This is a genomic window from Rhizobium sp. SL86 (genome assembly GCF_026672545.1).
GTDB lineage: Bacteria > Pseudomonadota > Alphaproteobacteria > Rhizobiales > Rhizobiaceae > Neorhizobium.
Window position 1 is genome coordinate 1,590,447 of record NZ_JAPPRJ010000001.1, and the last position, 13,611, is coordinate 1,604,057.

The window sequence follows — 13,611 nt, forward strand, 5'->3', positions numbered from 1 at the left end:
GGGGCGGATCCAGACGATCGGATTCGCGTCGTGCCTGTTCTGTTCGTGACGAAAGGAACAACTCTGACAACAGTACACGCCAAGGGGAGAACGCTCAGCGTAATCCCGAAGAGCCTGGAACGTGGCGCCGATGCTGCCGCCCGCGCTCTCGAAGTGGTCCTCGCAAGCCTTGAGGACTCCAAAGCCGAAGACATCGTCACCATCAACATTGCTGGGAAATCCGCGCTGGGCGACTACATGGTTGTGGTCTCCGGGCGATCGAACCGGCATGTGTCGGCGATCTCGGAACACCTGTTGACCGATCTGAAGGACGAAGGGTTCGGAAGCGCCCGTGTCGAGGGTCTGGACACGGGTGACTGGGTGCTGATTGACACCGGTGACATCATCATCCATGTGTTCCGCCCGGAAGTGCGGGAGTTCTACAACATCGAAAAGATGTGGGCGGCTCCCGACGAGGAAGGAACGCTGCACTAGCGGCCCGATCAGGCAGTCCTGACGCCGCAGTGCCAAGAGCCGCATCGGACGGCTGGGCGTCGCGCTCAGCCGGATATCCCTTTCGCGGTAACGAACATGCGGTGGCAGAAATGCGGATTGGCCTTTTTGCCGTGGGACGGCTCAAAGCCGGACCTGAGAAAGAACTTGCGTCACGGTATCTCGACCGCTTTGCCAAGGCCGGCCCGGCGGTGAGCCTCGAGTTTTCGCGTGTGACGGAAGTCAACGAAAGCCGCGCTTCGGCCGCGGACACGCGCAAACGCGAGGAAGCAGGCCTCCTCGACAAGAGCCTGCCGGAAGGTTCCGTGCTGATCCTGCTCGACGAGCGTGGCAAGGCGCTCGACAGCCCGGCCTTTGCCAATCTCATCGGCAAGTTCCGTGACCAGGGCAAACGCGAGATGATGATCGCAATCGGCGGCGCCGATGGCCTCGATCCCGCCCTTTACGACCGTGCCGACGCGGTGATCAATCTCGGCTCGATGACCTGGCCGCACCAGCTGGTGCGTATCCTGATTGCCGAACAGCTGTACCGTGCCGTGACCATCCTGTCCGGTCATCCCTATCATCGTGTTTGAGGAAGAGGGCCGGCTCGCCCTCCCGCGCGTTGTTTCTGGCCTTCGCCGGCAAATCAGCTTAGGGTCAGCGGCTGGAACGGATCTCAAGGGCGGAATGCTGAAGACAAGCAGGCAAAGGGTTGACTGGCGGCCATTGCTGGCGGCTGTGCTGATGAGCGCGGTTCCCTTCGGTGTGCCGAAAGCGCAGGTGACCGGTACCCTACCCCCGGCATCGGAGACCGTGCAAACACCGGCGGCCGATCCCGTCGAAGCGCTGCAGAGAAAACGCGACGAAACACGCAACGAGCTTGAGCAACTGTCTAAGACGTTGAGCGTGTCGAGCGAAAAGGCGACATCGATCGAGCAATCGATTGCCGCCCTCGACAAGAGCAGTGCCAGTCTTCGCCAGGCGCTGATCGAATCGGCTGCCCGTAGAAAGGCACTGGAAGAGCAGATCCAGACGAGCGAGAAGACGCTTGCAGGGCTGAAGCTTAAGGAAGAGGGGATCCGCAAGTCCCTTCATGACCGGCGTGGCGTTCTCGCCGAGGTGCTGGCCGCGCTGCAGCGCATGGGGCGCAACCCGCCCCCCGGCTTTGCTTGTTTCGCCGGAGGATGCGCTGGCTTCGGTGCGCAGCGCCATTCTTCTCGGCGCCGTCGTTCCCGGCATGCGCGCCGAAGCCGACCGGCTGGTGACGGATCTGAAATCGCTTGGCGAGACCCAGCGGGATGTTCTGGCAGAGCGGGAAAAAGCCTCTGCCGCCATGACCGCAAGCCTTGAGGAAGACCGGCGCATGGATCTTCTTCTGGCCGAAAACAACAGGCAGAACGCCAGCAGTGCGGCAGAGCTTCAGGCCGAGCGCAAGCGCTCCGAGCAACTCGCCAGCCGCTCCACCACTCTCGAAAACCTGATCCGCTCACTGGAAAGTGAGATTGCTTCCGTGCGCGATGCGATGCAACGTGCGAAGGAAGAAGAGGAACGCCGGCAACAGCTTACCGCGGAGGAACGGGAAAAGGCGCGCGAGCTTGCCGAAAGTGGAGTGCCCGACAAAAACCGCATTGCCCCCGCATATGCGTTTTCCAGTCTGAAGGGCAAACTCGGCTTGCCGGCCGCGGGAGATATCCTGCGGGCCTGGGGCGATCCCGACGGGACGGGGCATCCGGCGCGCGGTGTGACGCTTGCGACAGGCCCCGACGCGGTGGTGACGGCGCCGGCCGATGGACTGGTGGTTTTTGCCGGAGCATTCCGCAGCTACGGCCAGATGGTGATCCTCAATGTCGGTGACGGCTACCATGTCGTCCTGACGGGGATGGATAAGGTGAATGTTCGGCAGGGTAAGTTCGTCTTCTCGGGTGAACCGATCGCTGCCATGGGTGAGAAAAGAGTGGCGAGTGCTGCGGCCTTGGCGCTGGAAACCGATCGCCCGACGCTTTACATTGAATTCAGAAAGGACGGGACCCCGGTCGATTCGAAACCGTGGTGGACGTCAAAAGAAACTGGAAGGGCACGAAATGATTCGTAGGGCTTCTCTTGTCATCGTTGGGGCGCTGCTCGGGGCAACCGCCATGAGCGTCGTCTACTCCGCGGGCGTGCCCGCCCAGGCGGCCGGTTCATCGACCTATCGCGAACTGTCGATCTTCGGCGATGTCTTCGAACGTGTGCGCGCGCAATATGTGACGCCGCCGGACGAACAGAAGCTGGTCGAAAACGCCATCAACGGCATGCTCTCCTCGCTTGATCCGCATTCCAGCTACATGAATGCCAAGGATGCGGCCGATATGCGCACCCAGACAAAGGGTGAGTTCGGCGGACTCGGCATCGAAGTCACGATGGAAAACGAGTTGGTGAAGGTCATCACGCCGATCGATGATACGCCTGCCGCCCGGGCCGGTGTTCTCGCTGGCGACTTCATCTCGGAAATCGACGGCAAGCCGGTGCGCGGCCTGAAGCTGGAAGACGCGGTCGAAAAGATGCGCGGTGCCGTCAACACGCCGATCAAGCTGACCATTCTGCGCAAGGGTGCCGACAAGCCGATCGATATCACCGTTGTGCGTGACATCATCGCGGTTCGCGCCGTCAAGTCGCGTGTCGAACAGGGTGATGTCGGTTATCTGCGCGTCATTTCCTTCACGGAAAAGACCTATGACGACCTGGAAAAGGCGATCAAGAAGATCAAGGCCGAAGTGCCGGCCGACAAGCTGAAGGGTTATGTGCTCGACCTGCGCCTTAACCCGGGCGGTCTGCTCGACCAGGCAATCAATGTCTCCGATGCCTTCCTGGAGCGTGGCGAGGTGGTTTCCACCCGCGGCCGCAATCCTGAAGAGACACGCCGCTTTAATGCCGGACCGGGCGACCTGACGGATGGCAAACCGGTGATCGTGCTCGTCAACGGTGGTTCGGCTTCGGCCTCTGAAATCGTTGCTGGCGCATTGCAGGATCTGAAGCGGGCAACTGTTGTCGGAACCCGTTCCTTCGGCAAGGGCTCCGTGCAGACCATCATTCCGCTCGGCGAAGCCGGCGCTCTGCGCCTCACGACCGCGCTCTATTACACGCCGTCGGGCAAGTCGATCCAGGGCACCGGTATCGCGCCGGACATCAAGGTCGAACAGCCGCTGCCGGCAGAACTGCAGGGCAAGGTCCGGTCTGAAGGTGAATCGAGCCTTCCGGGTCACATCCAGGGCCAGAGCGAGACGGAAGAAGGCTCCGGCTCCAGCGCCTATGTGCCGCCGGAAGCCAAGGATGACGTGCAGCTGAATTATGCACTCGACCTTCTGAATGGCCGCAAGAGCGATCCGTCCTTCCCGCCACAGCCGGAAAAGGCTGCGGCCAACACCAAGCCTTAAGGCATGTTGCGCCCATTCTGTCCGACGGCAGGATGGGCTTTCTCGTTGATGTGGAAGAGCGGACGATCCATTGGGGACTGATCTTCGCGCGCCTCTCGTACCGGTGAAAAGGAAAAAGGGGCATCCTCCGCGGCGCCCTTCCGCCGGTCTTCTGTTCGCGCTTCTGGGTGGCGGCGCCATCCTTGGACTGTCATTCTACATTATCCGCGCCGGCCAGGTGGAACAGGCCTCCACCGCCGAGGTGACGCTTGCCGTGCCACCAGTGCCGGCACAGGAGACACCGCCTGCGACCGCCAACAGCCCGACCGCTCCCCCGCCCTCTGTGTCCCGGTCCAGTGGCCAGGACGGCGCCAATGTCGAGCGTGTGCAGATGGGAGACGGGTCGGTCGTCACCAAGTTTTCGCCAAAACAGCGAGACGGCGACGGACCTCTGATCATTGATGCGCAGAGGGTCGGCCAGGATCCTCGTATGGCCGCAACACCGAATGAGGACCTTCTCGAGGATTCCCCCTATGGCCGGCTGCCTGTGCGTGGCCCGGATGGTCTGCGGCCGATGGATCAATATGCGCGTCCCTGGTCCGGTGCGCGGGGAACCCGCATTGCCATCGTCATCGGCGGGCTGGGCCTCAGCCAGACCGGCACGCAGAAGGCGATCCAGAGGCTGCCGGAGAGCGTGACGCTTGCCTTTGCCGCAAGCGGCAACAGCCTGCAGCGCTGGATGCAGGAAGCGCGGCGGAACGGGCATGAAATTCTCGTGCAGGTTCCCATGGAGCCGTTCGATTATCCAGCTAACAACCCGGGTCCGCTGACCTTGAAGGTGGATGCATCCGCGGCGGAAAATCTCAAGAAACTGCATGAGGCACTGGGGCGCATCACCAATTACACCGGCATCGTCAGTTATCTCGGCGGCCGCTACATGGCGGATGCCGATGCTCTGGAACCGGTGATGCGCGATGTTGCCGACCGGGGATTGCTGTTTCTCGACGATGGCTCCTCCGCGCAATCGCTGACGGGCAAGATCGGCAAGGCGATTGGCGCGCCGATCGGTTTTGGTGACCTGACGGTGGACAGCCAGCTGGATCGTACGCAGATCCTGAAGAAACTCGATGACCTGGAACGTATTGCCCAGCGCAAGGGCGTGGCGATCGGCATGGGTTCCGCCTTCGATGAAACGGTGGAAGCGGTGGCCGACTGGATCGAGGAGGCGGAGCGCCGCGGGATTGAAATCGTCGGCGTGGCCAGTCTCGTATCGCAACCTGCCGAACAATGAGGAGTTTTTCGTGAGCAAGAAGCCGAAACCGAACGCTGCCGATCTTCCCTACCGTGCCTGCGTCGGCGTGATGGTGCTGAACGCACAAGGCCTGGTCTGGGTCGGCCGGCGGCTTTCCGAAGGCAACTCCGAATCGGATGGTTCGCCGCAGCTCTGGCAGATGCCGCAGGGCGGCATCGACAAGGGCGAGGACCCGCGCGACGCCGCTTACCGCGAGCTGTTCGAGGAGACCGGCATCAAGTCCGTCTCGCTGATCGCCGAGGCGAAGGATTGGATCAATTATGATCTGCCGGACCATCTGATTGGCATCGGCCTCAAGGGCAAATATCGCGGCCAGACGCAGCGCTGGTTCGCCTTCCGCTTCGAGGGCGAGGAGAGCGAGATCAACATCGAAAACCCGCCGAGTGGGCAGCACCAGGAGTTTGATGCCTGGGCCTGGAAGCCGATGCAGGACCTCCCCTCACTTATCGTGCCGTTCAAGCGGGCGGCCTATGAACAGGTGGTGGCGGAATTTGCCCATCTCGCCGGCACAAGGGGCTGAGGCCAGTCACGATACCGGATCCGGCAGAGCGCCCTGTGCTGCCTGCCGAAAGCTTCGCTTCAGATGATCGATGACCGCGCGCACCGGAGGCGACCGGCGCAGATCGTTGTGAACGACAAGCCAGACCTCTCGGATCAGCGGTGCTTGGTCCGGAAAAACGGCCACCAGCCCGTTTTCCTCCGGCTTCAGAAAGTCCGGCAGCATGGCGATGCCTGCGCCGCTTCGAGCCAGCGCCAGTTGCATGAGGACTTCGCCGGTTCTGGCACTGAAGCGGTTGGCCCCCGCAAGACGATGCAGCTCCTCCTGTTGCGGTGAATGGCCGGTCTCGCCGTCGGACCCGATGAACTGCCAATCGTTGCGCTGGCGGGCCGACAGATGGTCGGGGCTGGCATAGGCCCGGAAGGCGATCTCCGTCAGCTTCAGGAGCGTCAGGTCGCCCTCTACCGGGCGGCTGAGGCGGATCGCGATATCGGCCTCGCGCCTGTCCAGAGAGGCCTGCCGTGCTTCCCCGGTCAGCCGGACCGTGAGTTGCGGATAATGCCGGGTGAGGACTGCGATATGGGGTGCCACCACGGCCGCGCCGAAGGCCGGTGGAACGGAGATCGTGACCTCGCCGCGGATGCTGCTGAGCGAGATGTCGACGATCCGCGCGATCGCCTCCGCCTCGCCACTCATGCGCCGGGCGATCGTGGCGATCCGCTCCCCCTCCGCCGTCAGGCTCAGGCGCCGGCCGCGACGATCCACCAGCTTCAGCGACAGGGCCTGCTCGAGCGATTCGATACGGCGGGCAACGGTGGCATGTTCCACACCCAATCTGCGGGCTGCACGCAGCAGGCTCCCCTCTTCGGCAAAGGCCGACAGGTGGCGAAGGTCATCCCAGTTCATTGTTCATTTATTCCCATCAGTTGGGAGAGTTTTCCGAATTTTCGCACATCGGGCCCGACGCGTACAGTCGCCGCCGAAAGGAGATTTCCATGCCTTACCAGATGCAATTTTCGACCACCGGCGCGCCCGATGTGCTGCAGAAACGAGAGGTTCAGCGGCCAGAGCCCGGCCCCGGTGAGGTGCGGATCCGGCAGGAGGCGGTCGGCCTCAACTTCGTCGATGTCTATCACCGCACCGGTGTTTATCCCCTCGCACTGCCCGCAGTCCCCGGCGTGGAGGGGGCCGGCGTGATCGAGGCGGTCGGTCCGGATGTGATTGATCTCAGGCTTGGCCAGAGGGTCGCTTATGCCGGTGTTGTGGGCGCCTATGCCGACCAGCGGATCTTGCCCGCCTGGCGCGCGGTTCCGCTTCCCGATGCGCTGGCGATCGAGACGGCCGGATCCTGCCTGCTGCGGGGAATGACGGCCTACATGCTTCTCCAGAAACTCTATCCGGTGTCGGCCGGCATGAGCGTGCTCGTCCACGCCGGTGCCGGAGGGCTGGGGTCGGTGGTGACACGGTGGGCAAAGCTGCTCGGCGCAGAGGTGATTGCCACCGTCAGTTCGGAGGAAAAGGCCGAAATTTCCCGCAGCCACGGTGCCGATCATGTCATCGTCGGCCGTAACGTCGATCTGGTGCGCCGCATCGAGGAACTGACCGATGGCAAAGGCGTGCATCTGGCCATCGACGGCATTGGTGGGCCGATGCTGGAAAAATCGATCGCATGTGTCCGGCCGTTCGGCATGACGGCCTGCGTTGGGCAGGTGGGCGGTATTGCGCCTCCCGTTCCGCTGTCGTCGCTTCGCTCCAATGCTTTTGCACGCCCGAGCGTGATGGCCTTTTCGACGGATCGCGAGGCCTATCGGCCGGCTGTGGAGACGGTTTTTTCGATGATGCAGCGCGGCATTCTCGACGGGCCGTCACGGCGGTATGCGCTGGATCAGGCCGCTGTCGCCCATGCGGATCTCGAGGCAGGGCAGCTTATCGGGTCCGCGCTTCTGGTGCCTTGAATAAAAGCATGAAGCCGGCCGCCAGAGCGGCCGGCTTTTTCGGAAGTCGAGGGTCTTATTCGGCTTCGTTGGCCGGATCGGCGTTCAGCAGGCCGTAACGCTCTTCGCCAAGCTTGGTCAAAAGCTCGATCTGGGTTTCGAGGAAGTCGATATGGCCTTCCTCGTCGATCAGCAGCTGTTCGAACAGCTTCATCGACACGTAATCCCCGGCCTCGTGACAGATGTCGCGGGATGCCTTGTAGGAGGTGCGGGCGTCATATTCGCCGGCCAGATCAGCTTCGAGAACCTCACGAACGTTTTGGCCGATGCGAAGCGGGGCCAGCGTCTGCAGGTTCGGATGCCCTTCGAGGAAAATGATGCGCGCGACGATCTTGTCGGCGTGCTGCATTTCTTCGATCGATTCAGCACGTTCCTTCTTGGCGAGTTTGGTGTAACCCCAATCCTCAAGAAGACGATAATGAAGCCAGTACTGATTTACTGCGCCGAGTTCGAGAAATAGGGCTTCGTTAAGCCGCTCGATGACTCTTTTGTCGCCTTTCAATGTCCGCTCTCCTGTTTTCCTCGTGGAACTTTCTCAGGCGAGACATATAATCGACAAGCTCGGCTTCCGTCGAGTGGCGTTGAGCGTGATATTCTTCGGTTGTGCGGATGATCAGATCCACAACGTTCGGGAAGCAACCGCAGCAGCGCCCCCGTTTTTCCATGGCATGATACACTTTTGCCGGCACGATCAGCTGCCAACAGTCCTCATCCAGAAGGCTGTTGATAACGGCCCGGATCTCGTGGTCGGTGATGTAATTGCAACTGCAGACTAGCATGCGTATTAGCCATCAAACATGACGTTGGACGTCCTCTTTTTTGATAAAGCGGATGGCATATGTCAAGAAAAATGAATCAAATCCCGCCCATCGCCCGGTTTCACGCCGAAGAGGCGGGTCACATCTGCGTGTTATGGCCTCTCGTTTCCCATCATCACCTCGTCTCGCTCCCTCTGCCGGGATGGCGGAATACGGCCGATAACCGTCTGCAAGCCGGAAGGAGTTCCAGCTCATGCCCCGTTGATGGCGCAAAGGGCAAACATCGATAGCAGGCCATCCTTTCGCACCCAGAATATTCCGGCCCGACGCATCAGTGAAAGTTCCGGCCTCTCGGCAGGACCCGCGCACTCTCCTGCGGACTTGTGCCGGAGACGGTGCCGGTCTGCACTTCGTCCGGCACCGGATTTTTTCGCCGGTTCTGCCGTTCGCGCTGGTCCATGGTTGCTCTCACCACCTCGTCGGCCCGGTCGCACAGGCCGAAACGTCGCCTTTCCTCCTGCAAGAGGCCCAGCATCGGTGTCAGATCCTCGATATGATCGGCAATCACGTGGATGACATCACTTTCCCGCTGCAGGAGCCCACGGATGCGCACCAGTCGTGCGGCCATCACAACCGATCGATACTTGGCAAAGATCTTGGGGCGTACGATGGCGTTGGTCACGCCGGTCTCGTCCTCCAGCGTCATGAAGATCACCTTGGCTGTGCCCGGCCGCTGGCGGATCAGGACCAGCCCTGCGACGTCGATCCGCCGGTTCTTATCCGCCGTTCGAAGAGACGCCGTCGTGACGAACCCGCGCTCCTGAAGTGCCGGGCGCAGGAAGGAGACCGGATGCGCCTTCAGCGACAGAGTGAGGCTGCGGTAATCCTCGATCACCTGTTCCCCGGGCGACATCTCCGGCAGCACCATCTCCGGCTCGGGCTGAAGGTCATCCCGGCCCACCCGCTCGAAGAGGGGCAGGCTTTCGCTGGCCTGTTTGGCATCAAGCGCCCGAACCTCCCACAGCGCCCGGCGCCGGTCGAGCCCGATTGAACGGAAGGCGTCCGCCTCCGCCAGTTTCTCGATCACCGAACGATTGAGGCCGGAACGCAGCCAGAGATCGCGGATCGAACGATAACCATCCCCGCGTGCTGCGACCAGCTTTTGCCGGATGTCCAGCTCGGACAATCCCTTGATCAGCCGAAAACCGAGCCGGACGGATTTGCGCGATCGGACCACGCGGTGCATCGATCGGTGTTGCTCCGCCAGTCTGCGCGGCTGAAAGCCCGTGCCGTCCTCAAGCGCCGCATCCCAATCGGAAAAATTGATGTCGACCGGCAAGACCTCGATTCCGTGTTCGCGCGCATCGCGCACAAGCTGGGCAGGCGCATAAAAACCCATCGGCTGAGCGTTCAGGATAGCGGCCAGAAAGACGTCGGGATACAGCGCCTTGAACCAGCAGGAGACATAAACGAGGAGTGCGAAGGAGGCCGCATGGCTTTCCGGAAAGCCATATTCGCCAAAACCTTCGATCTGGCTGAAACAGCGCCTGGCAAATTCCGGATCATAACCACGGCGGATCATGTTGCCGACCATCTTCTCCCGGAAATGATGAATGGTGCCGGTCCGGCGGAAGGTCGCCATGGCGCGGCGCAACTGATCCGCCTCGCTGGGGGAAAACTCCGCCGCGACGATGGCAATCTGCATCGCCTGTTCCTGGAAGAGCGGAACTCCGAGAGTGCGTTTCAGAACCTCGCGCAGTTCGTCGCTCGGATAAGGGATCTCCCGTTTTGCCCGCTGCTCCTCCCGCCGCTTGAGATAGGGATGCACCATGTCGCCCTGGATCGGGCCGGGCCGGACGATCGCCACCTCGATGACCAGATCGTAGAAGATCCGCGGCCGCAGGCGCGGCAGCATGCTCATCTGCGCCCGGCTTTCGATCTGGAAAACCCCGACCGTATCGGCGCGGCAGATCATGTCATAGACGTCATCATTCTGGTCGGCGAGGATGGAGGCAAGCGTCTCAGGCCGCCCGTAATGGCTGGTGAGCAGCCGGAAGGCCTTGGCCAGGCAGCTCAGCATGCCGAGCGCCAGGATATCGACCTTCAGGATGCCGAGCACATCGAGATCATCCTTGTTCCATTCGATCATGAAACGACCCGGCATGGCTGTCGGCATGATCGGCACCACCTCGTCCAGCCGGTCGCGGGTGATCACGAAACCGCCGACATGCTGGGTGAGATGGCGCGGAAAATCCATCAGCTGCCTGGCATAATCGAGAACCCGCCGGGTGGTTGGATCCTGCGTGTCGAGCCCGGCATTGCTGGCCTCCCGTTCGGACAGACCTTCCGTCGACCAGCCCCAGACGGTGCTCGACAGCGCCGACTGCACATCTTCCGACAGGCCGAAGGCCTTGGCCACTTCGCGGCCGGAAGACCGTGTGCGGTAGCTGGTGACGGCAGCGGCCAGTCCCGCATGCTCCCGCCCATAGGTGCGATAGATGAACTGGATCACCTCCTCGCGCCGTTCATGTTCGAAGTCCACGTCGATATCCGGCGGTTCGTCGCGTTCCGTCGACAAAAACCGGGCAAACAGCAGCGAGGATTTCATCGGGTCGACATCGGTGATGCGCAGGCAATAACAGACGGTGGAATTGGCCGCCGAACCACGCCCCTGGCAGAGAATGTTTACGCTACGGGCGAACTCCATGATGTTGCGCACGGTCAGGAAATAGGGCGCATATTGTTTTTCGCGGATCAGGTCGAGTTCGGCGCGGATCTGCTCAAGAACCTTGTCCGGTACACCCTCCGGATATCGCCAGTGCGCGCCCTCATAAGCGAGCCGTTCCAGTGTTTCAGACGGTGTCTCGCCGGCAATTTTCTCCTCCGGATAATTGTGGCGAAGGGCGCGCAGGGAAAATTCCAGCCGTTCGAAAAACGAGACCGTGTTGGCGATCGCCTCCGGATAACGCCGGAAAATCCCGGCCATGCGCGTGGCCGGCTTCAGGAACCGCTCGGCATTGGCGGTAAACCGGAAACCGGCCTCCTGCACCGTCACATGCGAACGGATGGCGGTCACCACATCGGAAAGAGGGCGGCGCTCCGGATGGTGGTAGAGCGGCTGGTTGGTGGCAATCAGCGGTAGGCGGGCCTTGTTTGCCCATTGGGCAAAGCTCGCAAAGGCGATGGAATCGCGACCGTCATAATCCGCCGAAAGGGCAAGATATATCCGGTTTCCGAAACGGGCCCTGAAGTGGTGAAGGTTTGCGGCAAAGGCTTCTCCCGCCGCTCGGTCATCGAGAAGCGGACGGCCGGGCAGCACCGCCAGCATCATCTCGTCGCCCCATTCGAGGAGGTCGTTGATAAACAGCGTGCACTGGCCCTTGTCGCTGCGCAGGTTTCCGGCGCTCAACAGGCGGCAGAGCTTGCCCCAGCCGCTTCTGTTGCAGGGAAAGGCCAGCATGTCGGGCGTCTCGTCGGCAAAGACGAGCCGGGCGCCGGGCTGCACCTTCAGTCCTGCATCCTCCGGCATGTCGCGCAATTGCGCGTGGGCGCGCACCACGCCGGCAACCGTGTTGCGATCGGCAATGCCAAGGCCTGCCAGTTCTCCCTGTCGCGCCAGGGCCACGGCGGCCTGCACCATTTCTTCCGGATGCGAGGCGCCTTCCAGAAAGGAGAAATTGGTGCGGGCGCCGATCTCGAAAAAGCGGGGGGGCGTGATCATGCAAAGACCCCATGCATGAACCAGCGCGGCGAAGCGAGCTGATCGAAAAGCCCCTGGCGATAGACCCAGAAACGCTGGCCGTTTTCCGATTCCAGCCGGAAATAATCCCTTGTCGGCGCTGTTTCGCCATCCACCCACCATTCGGCGGCCAGTCGTTCGGGGCCCTCCGCCCGCATGACCGTGTGGATCAGGCGGCGCCAGCGAAAACGGACAGGCGGGCCATCGGGAATTTCGACCGCGAAGGTTTCGAGAGGCTCCGGATGGGCAAACAGCCGGATCGGACGTTCCTTACCTGGTAACATCCCGTTCAGCGGCGCTGCCTCGGGCATAAGCTTGCGGGGGACGGCAGCGGAGAGGGCAGAGGTCGGCACCACCGCCCGTTCCGGAACATGGCTTTCCCGTAACTGACAGATCTGCAGGCCGTCCGGCCCCAGCCGGGCGGAGACCTGATCGATAAAATCCGCCAGCGGCTGCTGGCCGCGGCCCTCGCCGTCAAAATCACCCTGCACTGTGTCGAAGGCCTCGTGCTGCAGCACGTTGAGCCGCAGGATTTCGAAGCCGAAACCGGCATCCAGATCGTCATGCACGGCCTTCAGCCGTTCGGCAAACAGCCGGGCGATACGCGGCGGATCGCGCAAGGGGCGGGATGCGCCGGCCTTCAGGTGAAAGACCTCACCATCCACCCGGAACAGCACCAGTTCGAAGACGCGTCCGCCGACCCCACGGGCCTCGAGCCGCGGCGTCAGCGCCTGGGCAACTTGCGCCGTCAGCGCCAGAATATCCTCTTCGGCCTGAATGGGGTCCGCGAGCCGCCTTTCGGCCGACAGCGAGGCCACAGGCCGGCGTGGCGAAATGGCCTCCTCGTCCGCGCCGGTCGCCTGATCGAGCCTCAGCAGAAGGTGGGTGCCGAAACGGCGGGCCAGCGGGGCTCGCGGCGCTTCCATCAGGTCGCCCACCTGCTTCAGGCCCAGCTTGTGCAGCGCCTGGATCGTCGCCTCCTCCAGGCGCAAGGCCGCCACCGGCAGCGGGGCCAGCACCTGTTCTCGCTCATCGTCTTCCACGATGCGGTTGCCGTCGAAGCGGGCAAGGGCAGAGGAGAGGCCCGGCGAACCGGAGATCGCGCCACGCACCGCCATCCCCATCTGTGTCAGGCGGGTGAGGATTTCCTCCAGCATCGCGGCCTCGCCGCCGAAGAGATGCGCACAGCCGGTGATATCGAGGAACAGCCCGTCAGGCGCCTCCAGACCCACCAGGGGCGTATAACGGTCGCACCAGTCGCCAAGCGCCTCCAGGAACCGCCTGTCGGCGGACGTGTCCTCCTCGATCACGGTGAGGTTCGGGCAGATGGCACGCGCCTCTGCCAGCCCCTGGCCGCATTTCAGCCCGACCGTTTCCGCGCCTTCCTCCAGCGCCACAAGGCGCATGCCGTTGTCGCGCCGGCCGGCATAGATGACCGGCGGT

The 13,611-nt window shown here is 62.4% G+C and carries 11 protein-coding genes and 1 pseudogene; 7 read left to right on the plus strand and 5 right to left on the minus strand.

What is annotated here, in order from left to right; all coding sequences use genetic code 11:
• The first annotated feature begins 30 nt into the window (after positions 1-30).
• The 6 genes and pseudogenes from rsfS (at position 31) to OU993_RS08015 (ending at position 5,698) form a co-directional block, all read left to right on the plus strand.
• The gene (rsfS, locus tag OU993_RS07990) at positions 31-474 is read left to right on the plus strand and encodes a ribosome silencing factor (RefSeq protein ID WP_268156000.1); all 444 of its coding nucleotides are present in this window, start codon (positions 31-33) and stop codon (positions 472-474) included.
• A gap of 110 nt (positions 475-584) precedes the next feature.
• Entirely contained in the window at positions 585-1,067 is a 483-nt protein-coding gene (gene rlmH, locus OU993_RS07995) for a 23S rRNA (pseudouridine(1915)-N(3))-methyltransferase RlmH (protein ID WP_268156003.1), read from the plus strand.
• Between the two features lie 94 nt (positions 1,068-1,161).
• Positions 1,162-2,566, plus strand: a pseudogene (locus OU993_RS08000) (murein hydrolase activator EnvC family protein).
• Complete coding sequence (locus OU993_RS08005; RefSeq protein WP_268156005.1) at positions 2,556-3,887, plus strand: S41 family peptidase; 1,332 nt, start codon at positions 2,556-2,558, stop codon at positions 3,885-3,887. The pseudogene OU993_RS08000 and the gene OU993_RS08005 overlap by 11 nt, the downstream one beginning before the upstream one ends.
• 70 nt (positions 3,888-3,957) lie before the next feature.
• A complete protein-coding gene (locus tag OU993_RS08010) occupies positions 3,958-5,157 on the plus strand; it encodes a divergent polysaccharide deacetylase family protein (RefSeq protein ID WP_268156007.1) in 1,200 nt (399 codons plus the stop codon).
• Positions 5,158-5,167: 10 nt separating this feature from the next.
• Positions 5,168-5,698: an RNA pyrophosphohydrolase gene (locus OU993_RS08015; protein ID WP_268156009.1), complete on the plus strand. Its 531-nt coding sequence runs from the start codon at positions 5,168-5,170 to the stop codon at positions 5,696-5,698.
• A gap of 6 nt (positions 5,699-5,704) precedes the next feature.
• Here OU993_RS08015 and OU993_RS08020 read toward each other — a convergent pair whose 3' ends face one another.
• Entirely contained in the window at positions 5,705-6,583 is an 879-nt protein-coding gene (locus tag OU993_RS08020) for a LysR family transcriptional regulator (RefSeq protein ID WP_268156011.1), read from the minus strand.
• A gap of 89 nt (positions 6,584-6,672) precedes the next feature.
• Between OU993_RS08020 and OU993_RS08025 the strand changes: the two genes are divergently transcribed.
• Positions 6,673-7,632 carry a quinone oxidoreductase family protein gene (locus OU993_RS08025; RefSeq protein WP_268156013.1) on the plus strand — a complete coding sequence of 320 codons (960 nt, stop codon included), beginning with the start codon at positions 6,673-6,675 and terminating at the stop codon, positions 7,630-7,632.
• Positions 7,633-7,687: 55 nt separating this feature from the next.
• On the opposite strand, the gene bfr is transcribed toward OU993_RS08025, so the two are convergent.
• From bfr to OU993_RS08045, 4 genes are all read right to left on the minus strand, one after another.
• Entirely contained in the window at positions 7,688-8,173 is a 486-nt protein-coding gene (gene bfr, locus OU993_RS08030) for a bacterioferritin (protein WP_268156015.1), read from the minus strand.
• On the minus strand, positions 8,139-8,456 hold the full coding sequence (locus OU993_RS08035; RefSeq protein ID WP_268157574.1) for a (2Fe-2S)-binding protein: 318 nt from the start codon (positions 8,454-8,456) through the stop codon (positions 8,139-8,141). The genes bfr and OU993_RS08035 overlap by 35 nt, the downstream gene beginning before the upstream one ends.
• A gap of 304 nt (positions 8,457-8,760) precedes the next feature.
• A complete protein-coding gene (locus OU993_RS08040) occupies positions 8,761-12,150 on the minus strand; it encodes an error-prone DNA polymerase (RefSeq protein WP_268156017.1) in 3,390 nt (1,129 codons plus the stop codon).
• Complete coding sequence (locus tag OU993_RS08045) at positions 12,147-13,574, minus strand: Y-family DNA polymerase (RefSeq protein ID WP_442792940.1); 1,428 nt, start codon at positions 13,572-13,574, stop codon at positions 12,147-12,149. The genes OU993_RS08040 and OU993_RS08045 overlap by 4 nt, the downstream gene beginning before the upstream one ends.
• Positions 13,575-13,611: the final 37 nt, after the last annotated feature.

What these genes read in the sequence shown, in the direction of transcription:
- rlmH (WP_268156003.1), top strand. Translation starts at nt 585, where the DNA reads ATGCGGATTGGCCTTTTTGCCGTGGGACGGCTCAAAGCCGGACCTGAG.
- OU993_RS08005 (WP_268156005.1), top strand. Translation starts at nt 2,556, where the DNA reads ATGATTCGTAGGGCTTCTCTTGTCATCGTTGGGGCGCTGCTCGGGGCA.
- OU993_RS08020 (WP_268156011.1), bottom strand. Translation starts at nt 6,583, where the DNA reads ATGAACTGGGATGACCTTCGCCACCTGTCGGCCTTTGCCGAAGAGGGG.
- OU993_RS08025 (WP_268156013.1), top strand. Translation starts at nt 6,673, where the DNA reads ATGCCTTACCAGATGCAATTTTCGACCACCGGCGCGCCCGATGTGCTG.
- OU993_RS08040 (WP_268156017.1), bottom strand. Translation starts at nt 12,150, where the DNA reads ATGATCACGCCCCCCCGCTTTTTCGAGATCGGCGCCCGCACCAATTTC.
- OU993_RS08045 (WP_442792940.1), bottom strand. Translation starts at nt 13,574, where the DNA reads ATGCGCCTTGTGGCGCTGGAGGAAGGCGCGGAAACGGTCGGGCTGAAA.